The sequence below is a fragment of the Sphingobacterium sp. SGG-5 genome, assembly GCF_011043525.1.
Lineage (GTDB): Bacteria > Bacteroidota > Bacteroidia > Sphingobacteriales > Sphingobacteriaceae > Sphingobacterium.
Genome location: NZ_JAAKGO010000002.1, coordinates 456,582 through 481,410 on the forward strand (window position 1 = coordinate 456,582; position 24,829 = coordinate 481,410).

At 41.2% G+C, this 24,829-nt stretch carries 23 protein-coding genes and 1 tRNA gene; 11 read left to right on the forward strand and 13 right to left on the reverse strand.

The genetic code is table 11. The features are described from left to right. Positions 1-10: 10 nt before the first annotated feature. Positions 11-1,009 carry a quinolinate synthase NadA gene (gene nadA / locus G5B30_RS04220; RefSeq protein WP_165318705.1) on the reverse strand — a complete coding sequence of 333 codons (999 nt, stop codon included), beginning with the start codon at positions 1,007-1,009 and terminating at the stop codon, positions 11-13. Between the two features lie 508 nt (positions 1,010-1,517). Here nadA and nadB point away from each other — a divergent pair. After that, entirely contained in the window at positions 1,518-3,110 is a 1,593-nt protein-coding gene (nadB, locus tag G5B30_RS04225) for an L-aspartate oxidase (protein ID WP_165318706.1), read from the forward strand. A 47-nt stretch (positions 3,111-3,157) separates the two neighbouring features. Further along, on the forward strand, positions 3,158-3,670 hold the full coding sequence (locus G5B30_RS04230) for a gamma carbonic anhydrase family protein (RefSeq protein ID WP_165318707.1): 513 nt from the start codon (positions 3,158-3,160) through the stop codon (positions 3,668-3,670). 6 nt (positions 3,671-3,676) lie between these two features. On the opposite strand, the gene G5B30_RS04235 is transcribed toward G5B30_RS04230, so the two are convergent. The 5 genes from G5B30_RS04235 to G5B30_RS04255 form a co-directional block, all read right to left on the reverse strand. Continuing rightward, a complete protein-coding gene (locus G5B30_RS04235) occupies positions 3,677-5,314 on the reverse strand; it encodes an Ig-like domain-containing domain (protein ID WP_165318708.1) in 1,638 nt (545 codons plus the stop codon). Positions 5,315-5,382: 68 nt separating this feature from the next. After that, complete coding sequence (gene mnmG, locus G5B30_RS04240; protein WP_165318709.1) at positions 5,383-7,242, reverse strand: tRNA uridine-5-carboxymethylaminomethyl(34) synthesis enzyme MnmG; 1,860 nt, start codon at positions 7,240-7,242, stop codon at positions 5,383-5,385. A 60-nt stretch (positions 7,243-7,302) separates the two neighbouring features. Continuing rightward, entirely contained in the window at positions 7,303-9,177 is a 1,875-nt protein-coding gene (locus G5B30_RS04245; RefSeq protein WP_165318710.1) for an ABC-F family ATP-binding cassette domain-containing protein, read from the reverse strand. Positions 9,178-9,287: 110 nt separating this feature from the next. Beyond that, positions 9,288-9,773: a DUF4112 domain-containing protein gene (locus G5B30_RS04250; protein WP_165318711.1), complete on the reverse strand. Its 486-nt coding sequence runs from the start codon at positions 9,771-9,773 to the stop codon at positions 9,288-9,290. Further along, positions 9,773-10,489 (reverse strand): SIMPL domain-containing protein, encoded by a 717-nt coding sequence (locus G5B30_RS04255; protein ID WP_165318712.1) that lies wholly within the window; start codon positions 10,487-10,489, stop codon positions 9,773-9,775. Before G5B30_RS04255 ends, G5B30_RS04250 begins: the two co-directional genes overlap by 1 nt. A gap of 134 nt (positions 10,490-10,623) precedes the next feature. Here G5B30_RS04255 and G5B30_RS04260 point away from each other — a divergent pair, with 134 nt between their 5' ends. Further along, positions 10,624-10,815, forward strand: a complete 192-nt coding sequence (locus tag G5B30_RS04260; RefSeq protein WP_165318713.1) for a cold-shock protein — start codon at positions 10,624-10,626, stop codon at positions 10,813-10,815. Between the two features lie 71 nt (positions 10,816-10,886). On the opposite strand, the gene G5B30_RS04265 is transcribed toward G5B30_RS04260, so the two are convergent. Next, positions 10,887-11,309 carry a DUF805 domain-containing protein gene (locus G5B30_RS04265; RefSeq protein WP_165318714.1) on the reverse strand — a complete coding sequence of 141 codons (423 nt, stop codon included), beginning with the start codon at positions 11,307-11,309 and terminating at the stop codon, positions 10,887-10,889. A gap of 83 nt (positions 11,310-11,392) precedes the next feature. Further along, a complete protein-coding gene (gene recO, locus G5B30_RS04270) occupies positions 11,393-12,115 on the reverse strand; it encodes a DNA repair protein RecO (RefSeq protein ID WP_165318715.1) in 723 nt (240 codons plus the stop codon). A 233-nt stretch (positions 12,116-12,348) separates the two neighbouring features. Here recO and rpmB point away from each other — a divergent pair, with 233 nt between their 5' ends. The 5 genes from rpmB to rimO all read left to right on the forward strand — a co-directional run bounded on the left by rpmB (position 12,349) and on the right by rimO (position 15,552). Continuing rightward, positions 12,349-12,582, forward strand: a complete 234-nt coding sequence (rpmB, locus tag G5B30_RS04275; RefSeq protein ID WP_165318716.1) for a 50S ribosomal protein L28 — start codon at positions 12,349-12,351, stop codon at positions 12,580-12,582. A gap of 74 nt (positions 12,583-12,656) precedes the next feature. Next, entirely contained in the window at positions 12,657-12,839 is a 183-nt protein-coding gene (rpmG, locus tag G5B30_RS04280; RefSeq protein WP_002998409.1) for a 50S ribosomal protein L33, read from the forward strand. A 19-nt stretch (positions 12,840-12,858) separates the two neighbouring features. Next, on the forward strand, positions 12,859-13,020 hold the full coding sequence (locus G5B30_RS04285) for a DUF4295 domain-containing protein (RefSeq protein ID WP_165318717.1): 162 nt from the start codon (positions 12,859-12,861) through the stop codon (positions 13,018-13,020). Positions 13,021-13,253: 233 nt separating this feature from the next. Then, positions 13,254-14,216, forward strand: coding sequence for a signal recognition particle-docking protein FtsY (gene ftsY, locus G5B30_RS04290; protein ID WP_165318718.1), 963 nt, complete (start codon positions 13,254-13,256; stop codon positions 14,214-14,216). 4 nt (positions 14,217-14,220) lie between these two features. Further along, positions 14,221-15,552: a 30S ribosomal protein S12 methylthiotransferase RimO gene (gene rimO / locus G5B30_RS04295; RefSeq protein ID WP_165318719.1), complete on the forward strand. Its 1,332-nt coding sequence runs from the start codon at positions 14,221-14,223 to the stop codon at positions 15,550-15,552. 11 nt (positions 15,553-15,563) lie between these two features. On the opposite strand, the gene G5B30_RS04300 is transcribed toward rimO, so the two are convergent. From G5B30_RS04300 to G5B30_RS04320, 5 genes are all read right to left on the reverse strand, one after another. Beyond that, positions 15,564-16,877 (reverse strand): nicotinamide mononucleotide adenylyltransferase, encoded by a 1,314-nt coding sequence (locus G5B30_RS04300; RefSeq protein WP_165318720.1) that lies wholly within the window; start codon positions 16,875-16,877, stop codon positions 15,564-15,566. A gap of 11 nt (positions 16,878-16,888) precedes the next feature. Then, positions 16,889-17,431, reverse strand: coding sequence for an NUDIX hydrolase (locus tag G5B30_RS04305; RefSeq protein ID WP_165318721.1), 543 nt, complete (start codon positions 17,429-17,431; stop codon positions 16,889-16,891). Position 17,432: 1 nt separating this feature from the next. After that, positions 17,433-19,169 (reverse strand): phospho-sugar mutase, encoded by a 1,737-nt coding sequence (locus G5B30_RS04310; RefSeq protein WP_165318722.1) that lies wholly within the window; start codon positions 19,167-19,169, stop codon positions 17,433-17,435. 19 nt (positions 19,170-19,188) lie between these two features. Then, positions 19,189-19,953: an enoyl-CoA hydratase/isomerase family protein gene (locus tag G5B30_RS04315; protein WP_165318723.1), complete on the reverse strand. Its 765-nt coding sequence runs from the start codon at positions 19,951-19,953 to the stop codon at positions 19,189-19,191. 62 nt (positions 19,954-20,015) lie between these two features. Then, entirely contained in the window at positions 20,016-22,664 is a 2,649-nt protein-coding gene (locus G5B30_RS04320) for a hypothetical protein (RefSeq protein ID WP_240903091.1), read from the reverse strand. A gap of 114 nt (positions 22,665-22,778) precedes the next feature. On the opposite strand from G5B30_RS04320, the gene purD reads away from it, so the two are divergent. The 3 genes from purD (at position 22,779) to G5B30_RS04335 (ending at position 24,793) form a co-directional block, all read left to right on the forward strand. After that, a complete protein-coding gene (purD, locus tag G5B30_RS04325) occupies positions 22,779-24,053 on the forward strand; it encodes a phosphoribosylamine--glycine ligase (protein ID WP_165318724.1) in 1,275 nt (424 codons plus the stop codon). Between the two features lie 56 nt (positions 24,054-24,109). Further along, positions 24,110-24,181, forward strand: a tRNA-Glu gene (locus tag G5B30_RS04330). A gap of 246 nt (positions 24,182-24,427) precedes the next feature. After that, a complete protein-coding gene (locus tag G5B30_RS04335) occupies positions 24,428-24,793 on the forward strand; it encodes a hypothetical protein (RefSeq protein ID WP_165318725.1) in 366 nt (121 codons plus the stop codon). Positions 24,794-24,829 lie beyond the last annotated feature (36 nt).

Sequence of the window (24,829 nt, forward strand, 5' to 3'; positions counted from 1 at the left end):
TTCGTAGTTATTACAGTCCCAACTTAGCTGATATATCCAACATACGCTCAATAGGTTTGCGCGCGCGGCTGATAACGTCCGCAGAAAGAATAATTTCCGGTTGTTCGTAATACAGGCAATTATATAGCTTTTCCAACGTATTGAGTTTCATGTGTGGACAGTCGTTACAGGCACAGGCATTATTTGGCGGAGCCGGAATGAATGTCTTGTGTGGACTGGCTTTCTGCATCTGGTGCAAAATACCGGACTCTGTAGCCACAATATATGTATTACCGGGATCTTCTATTGTAAATTTTAACATCCCGGAAGTGGAGCCTATAAAATCAGCCTGCGCTAAGATATGATCCTCACATTCGGGATGGGCGATAAATTTCGCATCCGGATATGCACTCCGAAGTGTATCGATTTTCTCCTGTGAGAATATTTCATGCACCATACAAGCGCCATTCCATAAGACCAGATTACGACCCGTTTTTCTTTTCACATAGTCGCCCAGATTACGGTCGGGACCAAAGATGATCTTTTGACTTTCGGGAAGACTTTCTACAATCTGTACAGCATTGCTGGAGGTACATACGATATCCGATAATGCTTTCAGCTCTGCAGTACAGTTGACGTATGTAATCACCAGATGATCGGGATATTGTTCTTTAAACTTCGCAAATAGATGTGGCGGACAGCTGTCGGAGAGGGAACAGCCTGCTTTCAGGTCAGGTAACAAAACTTTTTTGGTCGGTGAAAGTATCTTTGCTGTCTCCGCCATGAAGTGTACACCGGCAAATACAATCACATCGGCATCTGTTTTAGCTGCTTGTTGCGATAAACCTAAACTATCGCCGATGTAATCCGCTAAATCCTGTATTTCCGATTCCTGGTAATAATGTGCCAGAATAACTGCGTTTTTTTCTTTTTTAAGCCTATTGATTTCTTCTACCAGATCAATAGTGGGATCTATTGGAATATCAATAAAACCTTTGGCTTCTAAATCTCTTTCAAAAGTTGTGTTCATCGCTCTCTCGTTGTTCTTCAGTTCTTTTGACTATGAAACAATACAAAGGTAACTAAAGAAATTCAAACGAAATCCACATTGCCTTTTTTCAATAAATAATAACTCTTTTTTTAAAAAGGAATCTTATTGTTTATTAGGATGTGAGTAATGGGGAAAATTGATATACGAAATATTTTAAAATGATGATATTCTCACTTTATTCACAAGTTATACACATTTTTTATGTTATATATCGTTGTTATTCAGTGTGCTAATATTTAGGGTATTTCTTTTTCCATAGCATGATGTTTGATTCTTTCTTGTTCATATTTTGTTAATATTAGCTTTACATTAAGCTTACATACAGGGGATGCTTGTGGAGTTTTTATGCCGATTGTGGAATAATAGAAAGTTTTACATTTTAATCCACCGGTTATTTACAGGTTTTCCACATATTTTGTTAGTCAAATCCGTATAAATTCACCGTATTTATCTAAGTTTGTTTATTCAATAAGCTTAAACAAATATTATGTCTTTTAGAAGGGTGGACTTTTTGATTGTAGGTTCAGGGATAGCCGGCCTTAGCTTTGCGCTAAAGGCCGCAAAACTGGGCAAGGTGCTGATTGTCACAAAGTCTAACGAAGATGAATCGAATACAAAGTATGCGCAGGGTGGGGTTGCTGTAGTGACGGATCATGCGGATAGTTTTGATAAACATATACAAGATACGCATATTGCCGGGGACGGACTGTGTGATCCAGAGGTTGTGGAAAATGTGATAAAAGAAGGTCCGGCGCGCATAGCGGAGCTTATCGCTTATGGTACTTCATTCGATAAAGAAGATTCGGGCGAGTATGATTTGGCCAAAGAGGGTGGGCATTCTGCGCATCGTATTTTGCATTATAAAGATATCACGGGGTATGAAATCGAGCGGGCGTTGTTAGCTCAGGTACATCAGAATCCGAATATCGAGATATTGACGCATTATTTTGCGGTGGATTTAATTACGCAACACCACTTAGGTGTTCATGTGGATAAGAAATCTACTGATATTACCTGTTACGGTATATATGCGCTGAATACCCGTTCGAATAAGGTAGAGAAGATTTTAGCGAAGGTCACGCTGATGGCCACAGGAGGTGCAGGTCATGTGTATTCGTCGACAACTAATCCGACTATAGCAACAGGTGATGGCATTGCTATGCTCTACAGGGCCAAAGGAAAAGTGAGGAATATGGAGTTTATTCAGTTTCATCCCACAGCACTTTACAATCCGAGTGAATATCCAGCATTTTTGATATCGGAGGCAGTACGTGGTTTTGGAGGTATATTGCGGCGAGCAGATGGTTCTTCTTTTATGGAACAGTATGATTCACGTGGGTCCTTGGCACCGCGGGATGTTGTTGCACGGGCTATCGACTCGGAAATGAAGAAATCCGGATTAGATCATGTGTATTTAGATATTACGCATCGATCCAAGGCGGATTTGTTGTCGCATTTTCCAAATATCTATGAAAAGTGTCTTTCTATCGGATTGGATATGACCAAAGATTTTATTCCTGTGACACCGGCAGCACATTATTTATGTGGTGGAATAAAGGTGAACACATTCGGAGCGACATCTATTCGACATTTATATGCTTGTGGGGAGTGTTCGTCCACAGGCTTGCATGGTGCAAACAGGCTGGCGTCAAATTCGCTTTTGGAGGCAGCCGTGTATGCTCATCGGATATTTGTTGATGTAAGCGCTAAGTTTCACGGGCTCGAATTCGAAGAAAATATTCCAGAGTGGGATGATTCGAATACGAAGCTCTCCAATGAAGATATATTGGTTACGCATAATTTACGTGAAACGCAGAAAATTATGAGTGACTATGTGGGTATTGTCCGTTCTGATTTTCGGTTGGATCGAGCCATGCGGCGATTGGGACTTTTGTATGAAGAGACGGAGTCTTTCTATAAACGTACGAAGTTGTCCGTGAAACTTTGTGAATTACGAAATGTGATACAGGTGGCTTATCTTGTTGTTAAATCGGCTATGCATCGGAAGGAAAGCAGGGGATTACATTATACGACAGATTACCCACAACATGCAGAAACTTTGGAAGATACCGTCCTTTAGGATCAAGGATTGTTGGAATAAAGATCAAGGACACAAATAATTAAAACATGCCTGTAATATTACCTGTAAAAGAAGTCTTTCCGGTAGTCGGCGAGGATACTTTTTTAGCACCTAACTGTACCCTAATAGGGGATGTGATTATTGGTCATCATTGTTCGGTATGGTTTAACGCGGTTGTACGGGGAGATGTGAATTATATCCGGGTTGGAAATTATTCCAATATTCAGGATAATGCAACCATTCATGGGACGTTTGAACGAAACGGTACAGATATAGGAAGTTATGTAAATATTGGCCACAATGCCATTGTTCATGGATGCGTGATTGAAGACTATGTGTTGGTGGGTATGGGCGCTATTATCATGGATAAAGCGGTTGTGCAGTCGCAGGTTATTATTGCTGCGGGGGCTGTCGTGTTGGAGAATTCAGTCTGCGAATCGGGTTATTTATATGCCGGTGTGCCTGCTAAAAAGATAAAGCCTTTGACCGCGGAGCAGCAAGCGTTACTGCAGAAATTACCACATAATTATATGCTATATAGCTCCTGGTTCCAGGAATAGATTTCTTTAGTCAAAGCTGATCGTTAATGTTTCATTCTGTTCCCAATTGGCACGTATGGTAAATGTTTTATCGAAATACCATATGGGTTCAGCTTGGGTTTGCATGTAATAATCAGCTCCATCCCATCTGCCGTTATTATTGAGGTCTTTTATAATACGGATGCTATACTTTCCGCCTGGAAATTTAATATAGCTCATCGTATTTTTATTCCGTATGATCTGACTGTCATAGACATTCTTTTTTGATTCATCGATCAGCTGCATGATATAACTTACGTCCGGTTCAAGGCCATTCAAGGTGAAGATAATATCACCGTAGTTGTCCGACTCGTCTAAGGTAAAGGTTCGTTTTGTTTCTTTATTCGACGCGTTAAAAGGCGTCAGTATTGCGTTTTCTTCGATGACTAATTCGTAATTTTTATTCGCTTTCCAGTTGTATCGGATATGGTATAAATTTTCGTCTATGGTATCTTGCTGTAGCTGGAAATTTCTTCTTGATACAGAGTCTTCCAGGATCTGTACTTTATTTTTATCAATGGAAGCTATTGGCTTTTTAGCCGTTAACGTGATGTGTTTTACTTTGTCGACTTTGTTGTTAATATTAAATAGCGGAATGACTTCCGTATCATATTTTTCATTTTTACCGCGTCGTATGAGTATAGTATCCAACACATTTTCATTATTGACCAACTGGAACTTAATGGAGTCGAATTCCATTTTTTCAACAAATACAAAAGCGGAATCATTGTTTCGTGTGAAACGTACGATTTTATTGGCATCTAATTCTACCGGATCGATAATATGTAGGTGAGGCGTGTCTACCGGTTGGTTGAAGGTGAGTAGGATCGTTGCGTCTTTTTCTATTTTCTTTTCTATTGTCCGATATTCCTGAGGCTTTCCTTTAGAATATTCGATATGGATATTCGATACGTTTTTATCCAATCTGATGCTGTCTGCCAGGAAGCCTAACAGTTCATCCGGATTATTGTAAACCCTATCGTTATTTTGCTCCTTAAGTGCATATATGCGATAGGTATCCTCACGTAAATTTCGAAATTGGAAATTTCCAGAAGTGTCTACTGTGGTGAAGATATTTGCTTTCTTTTTCCCGAAGATTGAATCCTGTCGGGTGGGTATAAGTAAAACCTTAACTTCTTTGTCTTCCTTTTCATCGAAAACGCCGGTATAAGCATTTGTAACTGAACCTGATATCATAAGGGAGTCTAATTCTGGACCAGTGGCGAATACATAGGTATAGTTTACGATGGGATTTCCTTCGTTGTAGTCGACTAAACCTTTACCGAAATTGATTGTATAGGTGGTGTTTTCTTCTAAGGAGTCTGGTAATTTGATATGTAGCCTCTTTTTCCTTACTTTATAGTCCGGTTGTTTTTCCACATCTGGCGTGATACTAAATTCCTTGAATTGATTATTGAGTTTGATAAATTCATCAAACGTCAGTACGATCTCTTCAGCGGTAAAGTTACGTGTTAGATTTTCCGGGAATTCGGTTAATAGAACAGGTGGGAGGGAGTCCTTAGGTCCACCGGTTGGCCGTTGCATATTTGCACAATGAAAGAAAGTAAGCGATATAAGGGTTATAAAGCCTAATAGTACGAGTCGCTGAAGTATAAGATTTGTCATAACTTGCAAGATGTTTCTTCCATCGCTTTAATTCGAATTATTTATATATAATACTGATAATCAATATTTTAACTCATATAAACCATCAATACACTGATATCTGATGGCGAAACTCCGGATATTCTCGAAGCTTGACCCAGTGTACGTGGTTTTATTTTTAATAATTTCTCACGCGCTTCTATCGAAAGAGAAGTTAATGAAGAATAGTCAAAATTAGGATTAATTTCCTTATCCTCCATCTTTTTCATTTTGTTTACGATTTCCATTTCTTTTTCAAAGTAACTATCGTATTTTATTTTTATTTCTGCTTGCTCGATTGTCGCTTCGTCAAATTGATGTAGGAACATGCTAAGATCTTGATCACTTTCGGCGAGATGCTGTATGTTTATCTGTGGTCGGGATAGAATACTGAATAGCTTTGTTTTTTGCTGTACCGGTGATGTATTTTCCCGTAGTAAGATGGGGTTGATACTTTCCTGGGTAATACTTTTTGTTTTGAGGTAGGCCACAATAGCGTCTGAGTTTTTGACTTTATCTGCTACGATTTGTAGTCTTTCATCCGATACCAATCCTAACTTGTGCGCCAGTGGTGTGAGGCGTATATCTGCATTGTCTTGACGAAGTAGTAAACGATGTTCTGCGCGGGAGGTAAACATACGATAGGGTTCTTCCGTACCTTTCGTTACCAGATCATCGATGAGTACGCCGATATAGGATTCGGATCGTTTTAATATAAGTTCATGTTGATCATTTATACGCTGATGGGCGTTGACCCCGGCGACGAACCCTTGTGCAGCAGCCTCTTCATAGCCTGTTGTTCCGTTTATTTGTCCGGCAAAGAATAGATGTTTCACGCGGAGCGTCTCCAATGTAATATCCAATTGCATGGGTGGGAAATAGTCGTATTCTATGGCATAACCCGGGCGATAGAGCTTAGCGTTCTCAAAACCAGGTATAAGGCGGATAGCTTTTTGTTGTACATCCTCCGGTAATGACGTGGAGAATCCGTTTACATAAATTTCGACGGTTTTAAATCCCTCCGGTTCGACGAATATCTGATGCCGATCACGTTCAGCAAATCTATTGATCTTGTCTTCGATAGATGGACAGTAACGGGGTCCTAATCCTTTAATACGGCCGGTGAACATCGGAGATTTTTCGAAGCCTGTTTTGAGCACTTCATGCACCTTGTCATTTGTATAGGTAATCCAGCAGCATCGTTGTTCCGTAGGGGTATCCACAGCAGTAAATGAGAAGGTACTTTTCTTCTCATCCCCCCATTGCTCTTCCATGACATTATAGTTGAGGCTTCTTCCATCTACCCGTGGTGGGGTTCCGGTTTTCATCCTTCCGGATTCAAAACCTAAGGCAACGAGTTGCTCCGTTAAACCTGTGGCTGCTTTCTCTCCGGTACGTCCACCGCCAAATTTTTTCTCTCCAATATGTATAAGACCATTTAAGAAAGTTCCGTTGGTCAACACCACTGCGTCTGCTTCAATCCGTATCCCCAATGACGTCACGACACCTTTAGCTTTACCATTTTCGACGATCACTTCCTTAACGGTATCTTGCCATATATCCAGATTTGGGATAGCTTCTAATTGCAACCTCCATTCTTCGGCAAAGCGCATGCGGTCGTTCTGGGCACGAGGACTCCACATGGCTGGGCCTTTCGATTTATTAAGCATACGAAATTGAATAGTAGATTTATCTGCTATGATTCCCGTATAACCGCCCATGGCATCTATCTCCCGAACAATCTGTCCTTTTGCTACCCCACCAATAGCTGGATTACAACTCATCTGTGCGATGACTCCCATATTCATTGTTATGAGAAGGGTAGAAGATCCTAAGTTTGCTGCAGCTGCAGCTGCCTCACATCCAGCATGACCTGCACCGACTACAATTACATTATATTTTTTAAACATATTTCACTTTTTGTTCCACGTGGAAAAAATATAGAACATACAGTTTCACGTGGAACGGGATTATAAAAATTCAGCTAATGCTAACCACCTATCTGATTTTTCATCTAAGGCTTGTTGTAGTTTTTCTATTTCTTTAGCTTTTTCTGTTATTTCCGTATGCGCTGTTAAGCTAGCTAACGAATTCGTTTTCTCTATTATCTCTTTTTCTATTTCTTGAATATCCAATTCCAACTCTTCATATTCCCGCTGTTCCTTATAACTCAATTTCTTTTTTATCGTTGAGTTATCTGTTTCTTCTATTTTAGGATATTCAACCTTTTTTTGTTTTTCCTGCTCTTTTTGTTCTTTCAACTGCTGTTCTTGTTCTGACTTGAAATCAGCATAGTTGCCATTATATAAACGTACAGTTCCGTTTCCTTCAAATACAAAAAGCTGATCCGTTAACTTATCAATAAGATATCTATCGTGTGATACGAGGAGTAAGATACCAGAATAGTTTAAAAGAAAATCTTCCAACACGTTTAAGGTATCAATGTCGAGGTCATTAGAAGGCTCATCCAGTATTAAAAAATTAGGATTCGCCATCAGTACGCGCATAAGTTGAAGTCGCTTCTTTTCACCACCGCTGAGTTTACTGACAAAGCCGAATTGTTTTTCTGGTGGAAACAGAAAAAGTGTCAGCAGTTGAGATGCTGTAATAGTATCGCCATTTGCCATTTGTATAAAGTCGGCTATTTTTTTTACAACATCAATGACTCTTTCATCTTCGGTGAATTGTAATCCTCCTTGTTTATAATATCCGTATTTTGTGGTTTCACCTACAATGATACTTCCCTGATCGAGGGGGATTTCTTGCGTGATAAGATTTAGAAAAGTACTCTTGCCCGTACCGTTCTTACCGGCTAAACCAATCCGATCTCCCTTTTTGAAGATATAGGTGAAATCACGGATGATGGTATGACCGCTAAAAGATTTACTGATATTCTCGATTTCTAATATTTTGGATCCTTGTCTGGCCACTTTTACGCTAAGTTGCACCTGATCTTGCTGACGGGGGCCTTTTGCTTTTTCTTCCAGTTCATAAAAGGCATCAATTCTTGCCTTTGATTTCGTACCTCGTGCCTGAGGTTGCCTGCGCATCCATTCCAGCTCTTTGCGTAGTAGATTTCTTGCTTTTTCGGCAATTAACGTGTCGTTGTATTCCCGTTCCGCTTTCTTTTCTAGGAAATAAGCGTAATTTCCTTTATAAGTGAATACGTTTCCCTTGCTTAGTTCACGTATTTCTGTGGAGATATTGTCCAGAAAATATCGGTCGTGGGAAACGGTAATTACGGTTTTTTGACCTGTGGTGAGTATTTTTTCCAGCCACTCAATGGTTTCAATATCCAGATGATTCGTCGGTTCGTCAAGGATATAAACTTCCGGATCGTCTATGAGAAGTTTCGCAAGAGAGAGTCTTTTTTTCTGTCCGCCGGACAAGTCGTTGATCCGCTGATTAAAATCTGTGATCTGGAGACGATTTAAAATGGTTTTGATATCATTTTCATATTCCCAAGCATTCAGTGCGGTAAGCCTGTCACTTAAGATAATCAGTTTTTCACTATCAATTTCCTGATTATCAATAAGTTGCTCATATTCCCGTATGACCTGTTGACGTTCGTTATCTGCACTGAAAATAAAATCATTGACCGTATTCAGATCTTTAAAATCAGGTTCCTGTGGAAGATATCCTATTTTTATTCCTTTCTCTTTTACAACGCTTCCTTCCTGAGGCGCAAGAACTTCCGCTAAAATCTTCAATAGGGTAGATTTTCCGGTTCCATTGATACCCACTAACGCAATCCGATCTCCTCGCTGTAAAGAGAAGTTCAGATTTTTAAATAACCATTTATCGTGAAAAGAGTGCCCGACAAGTTCTGTACTTAATATACTCACGCTATTTTTTGTTTTTTTCTATGAACGATCGGATGTCTAAAACGGTATAATATACTTTTCCGACTCCTTCATTCAAGATACAAAAGTACGTAAATATTTGCTTTCGTCTATTAAAAGAGGTGCAGGGATGTCAGCAGCCATCGTGCCACAAACCAGAAAAAAACGAATGTAGCCGCACACAGTATAAAAAGTACAATCAATATGATCACAATTATTCCTTTGGCACTTCCCTGATGCTTGTTTTCAAAATAGTGTTCACGAAGGAGCGTCATATTTCTTCTGTTTGCCTTAAAAAAGAAATCAAAAATATATCCAACGAAGGGAATCGCACCAATAACCGCATCCAAGAGAATATTTACCAACATTTTAGCGACGACCTTAGACCCAACTCCATTTCTGAACATAAAAATAATCATTACCAGAGAGATGCCGAAGGAAACAACCTGGCCAGCGTAAGGTATGAGGTTCAGGATGGGGTCCACCCCAAAGCGGAACCCCCACAGATTAAATTTATTGTCTAATGCCGAAGAGATACGATCAAGCCAAAAAAAGTCATTTTTGCGGATTTCTTCCGGGGTAAGATAATCTTTCTTCATTATTTTAGCTCGAAAACGCCATCCACATAGCAGGTCAGCTTAAGTGGACGGATATCTATATTCAATTCCTCCGTCATTGCTCCGGCAGCATTGTCCGCACTTGCTGCTTTAGCATACATCCGAGGGGTTGGAACAAGATCATTAAAGTTAATATTACTGTTGTCATTGATAACCAGTACTTTTCCTACCGTTTGCCCATCTGCCGCTGCTAATATTTCTGCATTATACCGTGCGTCTTTAACAGCTGCAGTTTTAAGTTCTTTCTCTATTTGGCGTTTCTGCGTATGATCGTAACCGCTGATGGAGGTTGTTTGTATGCCTTGTGGATCTATTTTATCCAGCATTATATTTAAGCCATTGAGATTGGTCACTTTAATACGATACTGACGAGACTGCAAAAGTTCGTTATTTTTCTTTTTTGTCTCGTAATTGTAGCTGTATATATTCTGTATGGTAAAATCTTCTTTTTTTACCCCAGCGGCCATGGCTGCATCAAAGAGTTGTTTTTCCAATGTTTCGATGAAGACCTTTTTCTTCATATTACCATCCATATAAAACTCTTTCAGACTAATGGAAAGATAGACGATATCTGGTGTTATTTCCCGTTCGGCGTATCCCTTGGTGGCCACCTTTCGGCTGTTTTCGATGTTCATGTTTTGCGCTTTTACCATAGCTACACTAGCTATAATTAAAAATAAAGTGAATCCTTTTTTCATGATCTGTATGTATTATTAAGCTAATTATGCTAAGATAGACAAAGAAAATGCAATAATGTTTAATTCGGATTTTTTTAAATAAATCGGAGCAATTGATTTTTAAATATTATCTTTAAAAAAAATACAATAAAATAATGCAAGAAGGTAAAGTAAAATTCTTTAATGAGACCAAAGGTTTCGGTTTCATCATCCCAGCGTCAGGCGAGAGCGAAATTTTTGTTCACGTTTCAGGATTAATCGACAAAATTCGTGAGGGTGACGATGTCTCTTACGAGATTGAACAAGGCCGTAAAGGTCTTAACGCGGTAAATGTAAAAGTTATCTAAATAGATTCTATATATATTTATTGTGAAAAAGCCCGAAACACACTTGTTTCGGGCTTTTTTACTTGTATACCCTAATAGCTGTTACTGTTTATGTTCTGTGATCCAGAAAAAGGATCAAGGTGTTCTTCGCTTTTTGGGTCTGGCCCGTATGCATTAGGACCTTTATCTCCCTCAAGAATCAATAAATAAAGTATATATAGATTCACAAGAGGAATAAAGGCAAGAATAACATACCAAGTTGGTTTTCCGGTATCGTGCAAGCGACGAACAGTAACCCCCAAGCTGGGAATAAGGAGTCCGAGATAAGCAATCCATAAGACAAAGCTGAGGAGACCACCTAAAGTGCTGCTTACCCAAGAGATAATACTGACAACGAGCGATAGCGCAAGATATAGCACAAAGACGTATAGTGTATACATCCAATATTCCTTACGGCGTGCTCGCCCTTCAAAGTTTGCGTAGTTGTCGCGAACGACTTTTAAGAACCATTCCATAAATTTTTATTTTAGTTAGTTGAAGTGTGAAAAATTGTTATAACCTACTATCAAAAATAACCTATTTTTTTTAAAGCAAAAATCTAATGGAAGATTTCTTCCAGTACTTCCAAAGAATTGATCGTACCAAAGTTGTCGGTATGGAGTCTATAGAAGTTTATAATCTGTCTCAGGAGATAAGCACGATCTGCCTGTTGCATTTTAATTGAGGCAGACTTCTCGTAGCTGCTATTCAGTATGTGATGAAAGAGTGACGTGTGTGGCTCTTGCAGCACATAGGAATGGTGCGGCAAATGGTGGGTAAAGATTCCTTCTGCGAGATCAAAGTACGGTTTTTTTTCAGTGGAAGGCGTCGGTAAATAACCTAAGAACCGGCTTAATTTCATCAGGAAGCACAGATGAAAGTTTGCAGCCGAAGACTCCGTCTGATCCAGCCATAGCAGCGATTGATGAACAAAGTGAAACAAATGTGTATCCGGCTGCTGATGTTTTAACACCTTGAACAATATTTCATCCAGGAACAGCGCAATAGCACTTTTTACAACGTTGAGGGGTATATCTTGAAATACCGGTGTTTGCTGGGCCTCTTTTATATATTGTAAGTTGCTGGTTTCTTTGACATCCACAATCATTTCCAACACATGAAGAGGCTGAAGCATATTGATATGGATTCGAGCCCGTGGTTTTTTGGCGCCTTTGATTATAAATGATTGTAGTCCAAATCCTTCTGTAAATATTTGAGCGATGACACTATTTTCAGCGTAATTAGATACTTTGATGACGATTCCTCTTGTTTTACTGATCATCTAAATGGTATTGCCGGGGTTCGAATTGTGGATTGTTGAAAACTATTTATGCTCTTCGGACAAAGATAATGTTTATAAAACATATACATTTGCATTTCTCTCCGACAGTATTTTTTTATTAATTCTTCTTATCTGTTGTAAATCCAAAAAGAAATATAGATATTTGCAAACTCTTTGCAGAAAATGCATGAGGGTATTATTACTGTAAATAGGCAAAACTAAAAATAAATATCATGTCAAGAATTTGTGATTTAACAGGCAAAAAGGCATTAAACGGACATAAGGTTTCTCACTCCAATGTGAAGACCAAGCGTAAATTCTACCCAAATTTACAGACCAAGCGTTTTTATATTCCAGAGGAAGATCAGTGGATTACCTTAAAAGTCTCCACTTCTGCAATCCGCACGATTAACAAAAAAGGTATCTCTGCGGTTATCGATACATTTGTTAAAAAAGGATACGTATAGTCGTATTCTGCCTGTTAATTGGATATTTTAATGAACATTAAGTCCGCCAGCTGACGGATTATATAAATAAAACAATGGCTAAAAAAGGAAATAGAGTACAAGTAATTTTAGAATGTACTGAGCACAAAGAAAGTGGTCTTCCAGGGATGTCACGTTACATCACTACGAAAAACAAGAAGAATACCACGGAACGATTAGAGTTGAAAAAGTTCAATCCTGTACTGCGTAAAGTGACAGTACATAAGGAAATTAAATAGTTAAAAATACGAGAATACCATGGCAAAGAAATCGGTAGCGTCACTACAAAAAGGTGGTGGTAAGGAGTTTACTAAAGTGATCATCACAACTAAATCTACAAAGACAGGTGCATATACTTTCAAAGAGAGTATGGTACACAATGACAGAGTAAAAGAGGTTGTGGCTGCAGCAGGCAAGTAATCAGAGACATTTCTTTTTAGAGTTTTTCTTTAAAAGACTTCAAAAGCCGTTTTGGTATCGTACCGAAAGGGCTTTTTTCATTACATTTCCGCTATAAAATTCCTCGATAGCTGTGGAGACCTGCCTGGCGGTAAGCAGGGAACGACAATTTACTTTTATACGCAACGCAAATATAATTGCATATAAAAACAAGTTTATCTAAGTTTGATTCCAGAGAATATTAATTGTCAAACATGGGATTATTCGATTTTTTTAAAAAGAAACAGGAAACACCGGAAGCACAAGAAGCTTTGGATAAAGGATTAGAGAAAACCAAGGAAGGGTTTTTTTCCAAAATCACCAAAGCGGTGGTGGGTAAATCTACGATAGATGATGAAGTCTTAGATAACCTGGAGGAGGTGCTGGTGACGTCGGATGTGGGTGTAACGACAACCTTAAAAATTGTTGATCGTATTCAGCAACGCGTTGCCCGTGATAAATATGTCGGCACGGATGAACTCAACCAGTTACTCAAAGAAGAGATTCAGGATCTCTTGGCTGAAAACAACAGTGACGACTTTGAGACGTTTGCGTATGGCCATCATAAACCTTATGTGATTATGGTTGTTGGGGTGAATGGTGTGGGCAAGACAACGACAATTGGGAAATTGGCCCATCAATTAAAAGAGGCTGGAAATAAAGTGGTGTTAGGTGCCGCAGATACTTTTCGTGCGGCTGCCGTAGACCAGATCAAATTATGGGGTGAGCGCGTAGGTGTGCGGGTCGTTGCCCAGGCGATGGGATCGGACCCTGCATCTGTGGCATTCGATACGATACAGTCTGCGGTCTCCAACGGCGATGATGTCGCTATTATCGATACAGCCGGGCGGCTGCACAATAAAGTAGGTCTTATGAATGAGCTGGGTAAAATAAAAAATGTGATGCAGAAGATTGTTCCGGGCGCCCCTCATGAAATATTATTAGTCCTGGATGCTTCTACAGGGCAGAATGCCATTGAACAGTGTAAACAATTTACAGAGGCAACAGATGTCAATGCCTTAGCACTAACCAAATTAGATGGAACGGCTAAGGGGGGCGTGGTTATCGGTATATCCGATCAATTTAAAATCCCTGTAAAATATATCGGAGTAGGGGAAAAAATCGGCGATCTGCAGCTTTTTAATAAGCGGGAGTTTGTCGAATCTCTTTTCAAATAATTAGATGAAAACAAAGCAAAGTAAAAGCCTCCAAGAGGAGCAGCGGTCCCGGGTGAATGTGGTGACGTTGGGGTGTTCTAAAAATATCCATGATAGCGAAATATTGATGGGGCAATTGAAAGGTAGCCAGGTCGATGTCGTGCATGAGTCTAATGATATACAAACGGATGATATTGTTGTTATCAATACCTGTGGGTTTATAGATAATGCGAAACAAGAATCCATTGATACGATATTACAGTTTTCTGAATTAAAAGATCAGGGGAAAATCAAAAAGGTGATTGTTACCGGTTGCTTGTCCGAGCGGTACAAACCGGAGCTGCAATCCGAGATTCCTAACGTGGATGCTTACTTTGGCACAAATGATCTTCCCGATTTATTGTCCAGCATTGGTGTAGATTATCGGCATGAGCTGTTGGGAGAACGGATGCTGACGACGCCAACTCATTTTTCCTATTTTAAGATAGCGGAAGGTTGTAATAGACCCTGCTCTTTCTGTGCTATACCTCTGATGCGAGGTAAGCACGTATCTAAAGGTATCGAAGATTTAGTCAAGGAAGCCAAGTTTTTAGCCGCTAACGGAACGAAGGAACTTATCCTTATTGCACAGGATCTAACTTATTATGGTCTTGATATCTACGGTAAACGTAACCTGTCCGACCTTCTTCGTCATCTGTCCGATGTAGAAGGTATAGAATGGATACGACTACAGTATGCTTATCCATCAGGTTTCCCAATGGACATTCTGGATGTGATGAACGAGCGGAGCAATATCTGCAATTATCTGGATATGCCGTTGCAACATATATCCGATCCTATGCTGCAATCTATGCGGCGTGGGACGACGAAGCAAAAGCAAATCGATTTGGTTAGCGCCATTCGGGACAAAGTGCCGGATATCGCTTTACGGACTACGTTAATTTGTGGTTACCCGGGAGAAACAGATCAGGATTTTAATGAAATGCTGGAGTGGGTGGAGGAGACCCGGTTTGATCGTCTGGGCTGTTTTACATATTCCCATGAGGAAAAGACGCATGCTTACGAATTGGAAGATAATGTGCCCGAACAGGTAAAACAGGAGCGTCAGGATGCAATCATGGAAGTCCAACAGGGTATTTCCTATGACATCAATCAAGAGAAAGTCGGACAGACCTACAAGGTACTCATTGATCGTATTGACGGAGATTACTTTATCGGGCGGACTGAATATGATTCACCGGAAGTAGACAACGAAGTCATTCTGCATGCCTCGGACTATGCCCGGATAGGCGATTTTGTACAGGTCAAGGTCGATCGCGCAGAGGATTTTGACCTCTATGGAAGTATCGTTAGATAGAACCTGAAGATTTACACTGTTTTTACGAATTTTTCATCGTAGTTCTCGATGTCAATGATGTAATGGTTTTGAAGCAGAAAATCATATAAAGGTTTTGCCTCGGGCGATACGTCTAAATTCCTTGTTGTGACGATCTCATTATTCTTTTTGTCCAGATACGGATACGCATACAGCTTCACGTTTTTGCTAAACATCCCGGAGATATAGGATAACAGCTCATTCGTGTACTGTTCTTTATTGTAATTTTCGGAGTTGAATATATTACGCAGGTTGGAAACGTTGGTGGCAATACCTACATTTTTCGGTCTGAACGTCTTTATGAATTCGGCCAGGTGGTTGTTGCGTCTGAAATTGGAAACCATAATGTTGTTTCCTGTGGAACACAGCAATTCCGCACGGTCTGCGAAATACTTTAAGTCTTCACTCGTCAGATCGAGATCCTCTTCCAGCACATTCCCCATTAATATTTCTATTAATACGACGGTGTCATCCTCCTTTGCAGATGTATTTTTCTTAAACTGCTCCACGGCAAGGTTAAAGAGGTCAAAGTTGGGTAACGATTTTTGGCGGTACTTTGTACGAAGAATGATAATATTCTTTTTATATAGATAGTCTTTAATCTGTGCAGCCTTACCATTGGGTTTAAATATGGCAGCATTCGCAAAGCCTTTGGCAATCAGATAGAGATTCAGTAGACGGCTGTTGGCATTTTCGAACACAGGACCGCTTACTTTTACCAAGTCGATCTCCACAGATCCGATAGACAGATTATCCACCAGGGACTCGATCATCGTCTGCTGATCGTCTGCATAATAATAAGCTGCAAAGACTAAATTTACACCCAATATCCCCAATACTTTTGATTGCAAGCGAGTATCGCTGTCCAGCAGCCTCACGTGGATAATAATATCGTTTGTTGGGCTACCCACTTCATGTTGAAAACGTATACCGAGCCAGCCGTGTGGATCGTTCGTTTTGGAGAAATTCAACGTGGTGACGGTATCTGCGAAAGCGAAAAACTTCTTGGCATTGTATTTTTTGCCGTGTAATCGTTCGGTGAGCAATTGAAACTCGTGCTTGAGCATTTTGGTGAGCCGGTTGCGGCTGACATATCGCCCCGACTCCTCCACTCCGTATATCGCATCGCTAAAGGCCATATCGTAAGCGGACATCGTTTTGGCAATCGTTCCCGAGGCAGCGCCAGCTTCAAAGAAGTTGCGTGCGACTTCCTGTCCTGCTCCTATTTCGGCGAAAGTGCCGTAAACTTCCGCGTTTAAATTAATTTTAAGTGCTTTTCGCTTCGTTTCAAAAATCTCCCTGGCCATGCACAAAGGTACTACAAAACACCTAACTTCAGAAACGCGTAGAATAAAGCAGCCGAATGCAGCGCCTGTCCAACCTGATTGTTGAATAAGAAAGTTTTTGCTTCATCTATCGTCATTTCAACGACTTCAATGTCTTCTGAATGGTCCAACTGCTGTTCCTGTATCTTTTTTCCGCCCTGCAGTAAGTAAGTATACGTGATATTGCCGCTGGTTGCTGGATTGGCAAACAGTTCACAAACATATTCGATCGAATCGAAAGCGTATCCTGTCTCTTCCAACAATTCACGGTGGGCTGCAACTTGAGGATCCTCCCCCTCTTCCACCACCCCTGCCGGGAGCTCTACCATGATTTCGTTTGCCCCGTGGCGGTACTGCCTCACAAAAAGCACAGTGTTTTGTTCGGTAATAGCGACCATGTTGACCCAGGCGGGATATTCCAACACGTAATATTCTTCTTTTATATTGCCATTGGGTAATTGCAGTTTATCGACACGTAATGTCGCCCAAGGTCGCTGGATAATATATTTTGAATCAAGCAGGGTCCACTTTTCCATATTAATCTTTCACAATATCTGCCATCATATTTTTAATCTTATCGTTTAATTTTTGTGCTACGGTGGCATATTGTGACGTGTCCACAAGTGTTTCCCGGACAGAACAGTAGAACTTGATCTTCGGTTCGGTACCCGAAGGCCGAGCTGAGATGACGTCACCTTCTACGGTGATGAACTGTAAAACGTCGGACTGTGGGAGTGTTATTTCTGTTTTTTCACCGGATAATACATGCGTGGCCTCTCTTTGGGCGTAATCGCGTATCTCTTTGATCTGGACGTCACCTATCGTCTTCGGCGGATTGTTACGCAGATCAAGCATCATCTGTTTAATCTGCTCGGCACCTGTTTTGCCTTTTCGCGTTAGCGAAATCAACTTTTCCTGATAGAATCCATATTTGCGATAAAGGTCTAATAAGACATCGAAAAGCGAGAGTCCCTCGCTCTTAAAATAAGCCGCCATTTCAGCGATAAATGCACAGGCATTGACAGCATCCTTATCACGAACCAAATCCCCGACTAAAAAGCCGTAACTTTCCTCTCCCCCGACAAGATATTTTTCCCTGCCTAATAATTCGGTAATCACCTCACCGATATATTTGAAGCCCGTTAATGTTTCATAATACTTCACCCGAAAGTCTGTACTGATGTCGCTGATGAGGTTTGTCGTGACGATAGTTTTGACAATGTAATCGGTTTCTTTCAGCTCCCCTTTGGATTGTTTGGCAGAGAGCACGTAATAGGTAAGCAGGCTACCGATTTGATTGCCGTTAAGTAATTCGTATTCGCCCTGCTTATTTTTTACCGCTAGACCAACACGGTCAGCATCCGGATCTGTCGCCATGATAATATCTGCCCCGACCTCTTGTCCTCTTTTTTTTGCCATAGACATAGCCTCTTCCTCCTCCGGGTTAGGGTAGACTACGGTCGGAAAATTTCCATCTGGGGTCGCTTGATCCTCAACGATAATCACGTTTTCAAATCCCCAGGCGTTTAACATTTTAGGGACCATGGTAATTCCGGTTCCGTGTATCGAAGAAAAGACAATCTTAAGATCTTTCTCTGCTTTAACGGCTTCGGGATGTATGCTCAACTGCTTGTTGGCCTGGATATAGATATCATCAAACTCTTCTCCGATGATGTGGATATTATCAGCTACGCGATCAAAGCTGATGTCCGAAACAGATTGGATAGCATTGACCTCTTCGATGACATTTTTATCGTGAGGGGCGACGAGCTGTCCGCCGTCATTCCAGTAGGCCTTAAAGCCGTTGTATTCTTTCGGATTATGTGATGCAGTAAGCATGACGCCACCCTGACACGCAAAATGCCGTACGGCAAAGGAAAGTACCGGTGTAGGCCGCAGCTCTTCAAATAAGTAAACAAGAATATCATTTGCGGAGAAAATGTCAGCGACCAGATGGCCAAAGTGTTGGGATTGGTTGCGGCTATCATAAGAAACCGCGACTTTAATTAGTTGCTTGGGAAACTGCTTCTTTAAGTAATTGGCCAGACCTTGGGTTGCCTTCCCTATTGTATACTTGTTCATTCTGTTGGAACCCACACCCATTATGCCCCGTAGCCCGCCTGTGCCGAATTCCAGTTCTTTGTAAAACGAATCAATTAACTCTATTTCTTCTCCGCTGTCGATTAGTTTTTGGACATAGCGGACAGTTTCTTCGTCATATTCCGATGTCAGCCATTGATTTATACGTTCTTGTGTCGATTTTTCTATATTCATTTTCATCTCGGTTTCTTCGTTACGTTCGTTGCGTAAGGTTTTCAATAATTGTTTTCAAAATGGATCTCGTGCTTGGTCTCCACCACTGCTCCAACACCTGGCGGATGGCCTCATCATGGTCCTGTGCCAGATAGGCCAGCAAATCTTTCCGAAAATTCTGTTTGGAGTTTTGCCAGGCATTCTTCTCAAACTGCATCATGTTTTTGATCTTCCGTAATGCTGCGGTCTGAATGCGACCAAGACTAACAACCTCATCGACTAATCCTATGGATAGGGCTTCCGAAGGTGTGAAGAGACGACCTTGCAGTAAGCTGCGGTAAGCCGGTCCGTTGCCCAACCAAAAAGCATACAGCTGAAAAATACATTGAGGCACCACGATACCGATGGCAACCTCGTTCAGACCGATAATATATTCTCCTTCCGCCATAACCCGATAGTCACAACATAACGCCAACACACAGCCACCAGCAGGACTGTGTCCGGTAATGGCCGAAACCGTAGGCTTTGGAAAAGCGATTAACTTTTGAAGGAGCGTCATAAACCTTTTCCAGAACTGGACCATTTGGTCATCATCATATTCGTATAACCTTATTAAGTCCAGGCCGGCAGAAAAGAAACCTTCATTGCCCGATAAAATAAGTCCTTCGATAGCTGGATCCTGGGCTGCGTAATCAAGGGCTTCTATGAGCGCGTTGACAACGTCGATATCCATGGCGTTGGATTTGCCTTTATCTAATAAGATATGATATACGTGTTCCTCTACCCTTGTTTGTAAAAAATTCATAACTGTATCCCAAAGATAAACACCCTAAGCCATTTATTGTTCAATAAATAGCCGTTATCAAACTATTTCACCTCAAACGTCACTAATTTCCGGCCGATCCTTCCGTTTAGATCAACGCCTTCCAATGTGATGAGGTACTTGCCCGGTTCGTCTGCGGTGAAAAAGCTGAATGCTGTCTTTCCGCTCATATCGGAAACAATAGCAGGTTCCCAATGTATAGTTGTGCGTAGATCTCTCGCGAGCTTCACGGCGTTATCGACATCATATTCGGGTTTGTAAAACGTGCGCGTCGCATATAAGCCTTGCGGTTGTATTGTCAATATCCCGCGTGGTACGTAGTTGCTTCTCGCCGATAACCCCGATTTGGAGGTTAATATCAGTAATCCATTTCCGCCATTCATGCCATATATTCCCGTATAGTTCGAGTTACGCAGCACTTCTACGCTTTCAATGTCCATGACATTGATCATGGATATTTCTTCCGGCTCGATAAACATACCGTCCAGCACAACCTGCATAGGGACGTTTCCCCGCGTATTGTAAGGCGCGCCGTCCACCCATCTAACCCCCATAATACGTCCCGCGAGACACATTTCCAAGGTTGTACATGTAGAAAGGTCCTCTGCAGTGAGCACCTGATCCGCATTGCCCGGTCCATTTAGATTACTGGAGTTCTCGGAAACCTCTTTTCGGGCTGTAGCCCTGACGACAACTTCCTCAATGGCGATAGATTTCTCCATCAACCCCGTTCGCTCCAACTGGGCAAAGAATTGTTTGGATTGTTTTATCTGATCCAGAAATACAGTGTTTACATCGTTGATTTCCAGTGGAGCGTTCCTATTGGCTGTTACTGCCGGAGGTTCATTCGATTCAACGATGATATCAATATTTTTTTTGCCTTTTTTTGTACGTGCGGAAACTAGGAACTTGATACTGTCGGGAAATAACAGGTAACCAAAATCGAAGTAACCTTCTTCATTCGATACGGTATCGATAAAATCCATGAAATTTTTTGTCGAAATAAGCTGCACGGTGGCGTTTGGCTCGGGTGCCTTTCGCCCCAACTTTTTCGTATAGCCCGCAATTTTTACTCCTTTTTCTGCTTCAAACTTCGGTTTGATTTCCAGTCCGATGCTGCTCCAGTCAATGTTGCGCCATCCTTGCGTGAGCATAAGGTAATCCAGTTCCTGATCTTTTATTTTTCCTTCCGCAAAGTAATATCCCGGCTTCTCAATAAAACCATTGATATCAGCGCTCAGCAACAGTGAAGAAAGTATATCCGGTGCTGTTTTATAGTCGTCTTGTATTTTGTTGAGGTTTATTACACTTGCAGATAACGCAGCCACACGGATACTATCCCGATCAGCTCCAGCAAGCACATGGACTCGGACACTATCGCGTCTGCCGTAGGTTTGTTTGTTTAGCGTCGCCATCAAAGGAAGACGGCTCTCGTCGGCATAGTTGAAAACAGCTCGTTCTACGACCGGCATAAACTGACTGTTCAATATACTTATTGTAATGACTCCGGTAGGTAGCGTTGACCTATTTACCGAAAAGGCAAGCTCATTTTTATTTGCTTTTTGCTTAGAGACATAGTATACCTGGCCCATATGGTGCGCAATAAAATACAGATCTTCGTGATTCACAAGGTTTTGAGAAAGGTTAACCTGGCTGATGATACGTTCTTTGTTTCTGGTATTCAAAATAATCGAATAACCTTCGGATACGATTTCCGGCAGGACAACATCCGTAGTGCTGCCGTCTGCAAAAACAGCTGTGGCAGAGAGGGAGGTGTCCTGACCGACAAATATATAAGATGCACCCATGCCCAGATCATTTGTTTCTATAATGGACAGGGTGTCTGTCCGGGACTTGATGAAAACCTTAGATTTTACGGCAAGTCCTTGTGGGTTTATGGATTTTACCGCTACATTATTCAGCGATCCTATTAAAATCTTCCCCCCTTCTGCGAACAATTGTACACTATTTTTTGAACGAGGATTTGCCGGACGGATAATTTTATTGACGGGCATCTTTTCCAGGTTGTCGAAGCGCAGTTTGATTAAAGTTCCTGCAAATTTGTTATCTACATCAATCGTTAATATGCCCTGTTCATCTGTGGATGTCCGTTTTTTCCGAAGCGTTTCACCATCTTTTACCAGCTCGTAATACACAGTGGTTTTGCTCAAAGGTACTCCACTCAGACTTTTTAGTGCTATGGTGTAAGCCTCCCCATCATCTGTTTGCGACACTGAAGTTGCTGTCAGCACATTATCTGCCCGGCCGTTGCTGATCTGTATGGTCCGATCAAAGAAGTACCGGTCGTCGTCATTCCGCATCCAATTCGTATATGCCCTAAGGCGGTAAGAACCCGCTGTGAGGGTGTCAATAAGCGGGAGGTCGCCTATTCCTATTCCGTTTAAAATGGGGATCTTTATCGAGCTTACTATTCTATTCAAAGGGTCGATCAGCTCTACATAACCGATGTTGCTCAATCGGGAAAACAGGTTTTGAATACCGATGGTTGTATAGGCTTTAAACCATATGGTTTCGCCGGCAGTGTAAGCGTATTTGTCGATGTGTAGGTATAATTTTTCCTGGGGGTTATTGCCGGAGGTATAATCTACTTTATTCAATACCGTTTGGATATCCTGAGCGGCTATTCGCTGTGTGCAAAGGAATAAGAGGAGCAGATAGAAGACTCTTTTCATGTATGTTTTTAGTGAAATATGATATCACTAGGGAAAGTTAAAAAATATTTAGATAAATAAATGATGATATCTAATTTTTTATGTTTTCTAAGCTTACATCAATATATTTGCGCTATGAATGTTTTAATCGTTGGTTCAGGCGGGCGCGAATCTGCCTTTGCCTATAAGATATCCCAAAGTCCAAAGCTCACAAATTTATATATTGCCCCGGGCAATGCCGGCACAGGACAATATGGTACAAATGTCGATCTTAAGGTGACAGATTTTGAAGGAATTGCAGCGTTCGCATTAGCCCATGCGATCAGCCTCGTTCTGGTCGGACCCGAGGAGCCTTTGGTTAAAGGTATTCATGATTATTTTCTGAGTAGAGAAGATATCCGGCATATTGCTGTTATCGGACCGCAACAATTAGGGGCCCAATTGGAAGGGTCCAAAGATTTTTCCAAGGAATTTATGTTTAGGCACCAGATTCCGACGGCTGCCTATAAGTCTTTTGACAAATCGAATCTGGAAGAGGGATTAGTTTATCTGGAAACACAACAGCTGCCCATCGTATTAAAGGCCGATGGCCTTGCGGCGGGCAAAGGCGTGTTGATCTGCGCGACCTACGAAGAAGCCAAGGCGGAGCTAACGGCGATGATTGCCGAGGCGAAGTTTGGCGAAGCCAGTAGCGTGGTTGTTATTGAGGAGTTCCTCAAAGGGATAGAGCTGTCTGTTTTCGTACTTACGGATGGGGATTCCTATAAAATTCTTCCTTCGGCAAAAGACTATAAGCGGATCGGTGAAGGAGATACGGGGTTAAATACGGGCGGTATGGGGTCGATCTCTCCGGTGCCTTTTGCGGACGAAGCTTTTCTTACGAAGGTGGAAGAAAGGATCATTAAGCCTACCGTTCAGGGGCTGAAAAAAGATAATATTCCTTACAAAGGGTTTATTTTTATCGGGTTGATGAATGTCGAGGGAGAGCCTTATGTTATCGAGTATAACGTGCGCATGGGCGATCCGGAGACTGAGTCTGTCCTGCCGCGTATCGAGTCTGATTTAGTGGATCTATTGGAGGGAGTAGCAAAAGGTGATCTGGCAAGCCGTTCGTATACGGTAAGTCCCAAAACGGCGGTGACGGTGATGTTGGTCTCGGGCGGATATCCAGGGGACTATGAAAACGGAAAGGTGATTTCCAATATCGAGAATGTAAAGGAGTCTATCGTGTTCCATGCAGGAACGAAGGAAGTCAATGGCGAGGTGGTCACCGCAGGAGGCCGTGTTATCGCTGTGACGACGCTACAGGATGATCTTTTTAGTGCTTTGCAACAAGCTACAGCCGATGCCGGCCGGATCTTTTTCCAGGGGAAATATTTCCGCACGGACATCGGTTTCGATCTGATTTAAAAAATATTTTGGAAAATATAGCAAAGCTTTTATATTTGCACACCGAAGCACAGTAGGGCCCGTTCGTCTAGGGGTTAGGACGCAAGATTTTCATTCTTGAAACAGGGGTTCGATTCCCCTACGGGCTACTAAAAACGCATCAATCACACCCGATTGGTGCTTTTTTTATGCCATAGGTCGCGAAATAGGGCGAATTGATTTGGTTTATTTTGAACTGTTTTGCACTATTTTGGGTAGTTTACTTCCCCCATAGTTGCCCCTTTTTAGCCAATAGATATTTTGCATATCTTTGAGAGTTCTACAATGCAAAATATGCAGAGCAAATCAATTAGAAAATAAACAATATCATTCCGAAAAAATAAACTATTGAGATCATGAAATTTTTGGGAGGCTTTATTACAGGAGTTGCGGGGACAATTCTAGCTCTTTTTTTAATTTATTCTGTAAGTGAATCTGACGACACACTCACGGGACTAACAATGTTTTCTGAAAAAGGAGAGTGTATTACTAAAAACAATTTAAAAATTTTCCAAACCGTAAAGCCCAACATGGCACTAGCGGAGTTCGGTAAGTATCCTAACAAAATACTCGTTCTGCTTCTTAATTATGAGAATAAGTCATATTATGATGAACAGAAAATACCAATTCCTACCGGTAAGTGTGCAAGACAAATAGGCACTTATCAATATAGAACAAAAATGGAAGTATTAAAAACCGTCCCCGTGGTAGTTATTGAATAACGAAAATAGGTAAAGTTGAATTGAGTCTGAAACCCT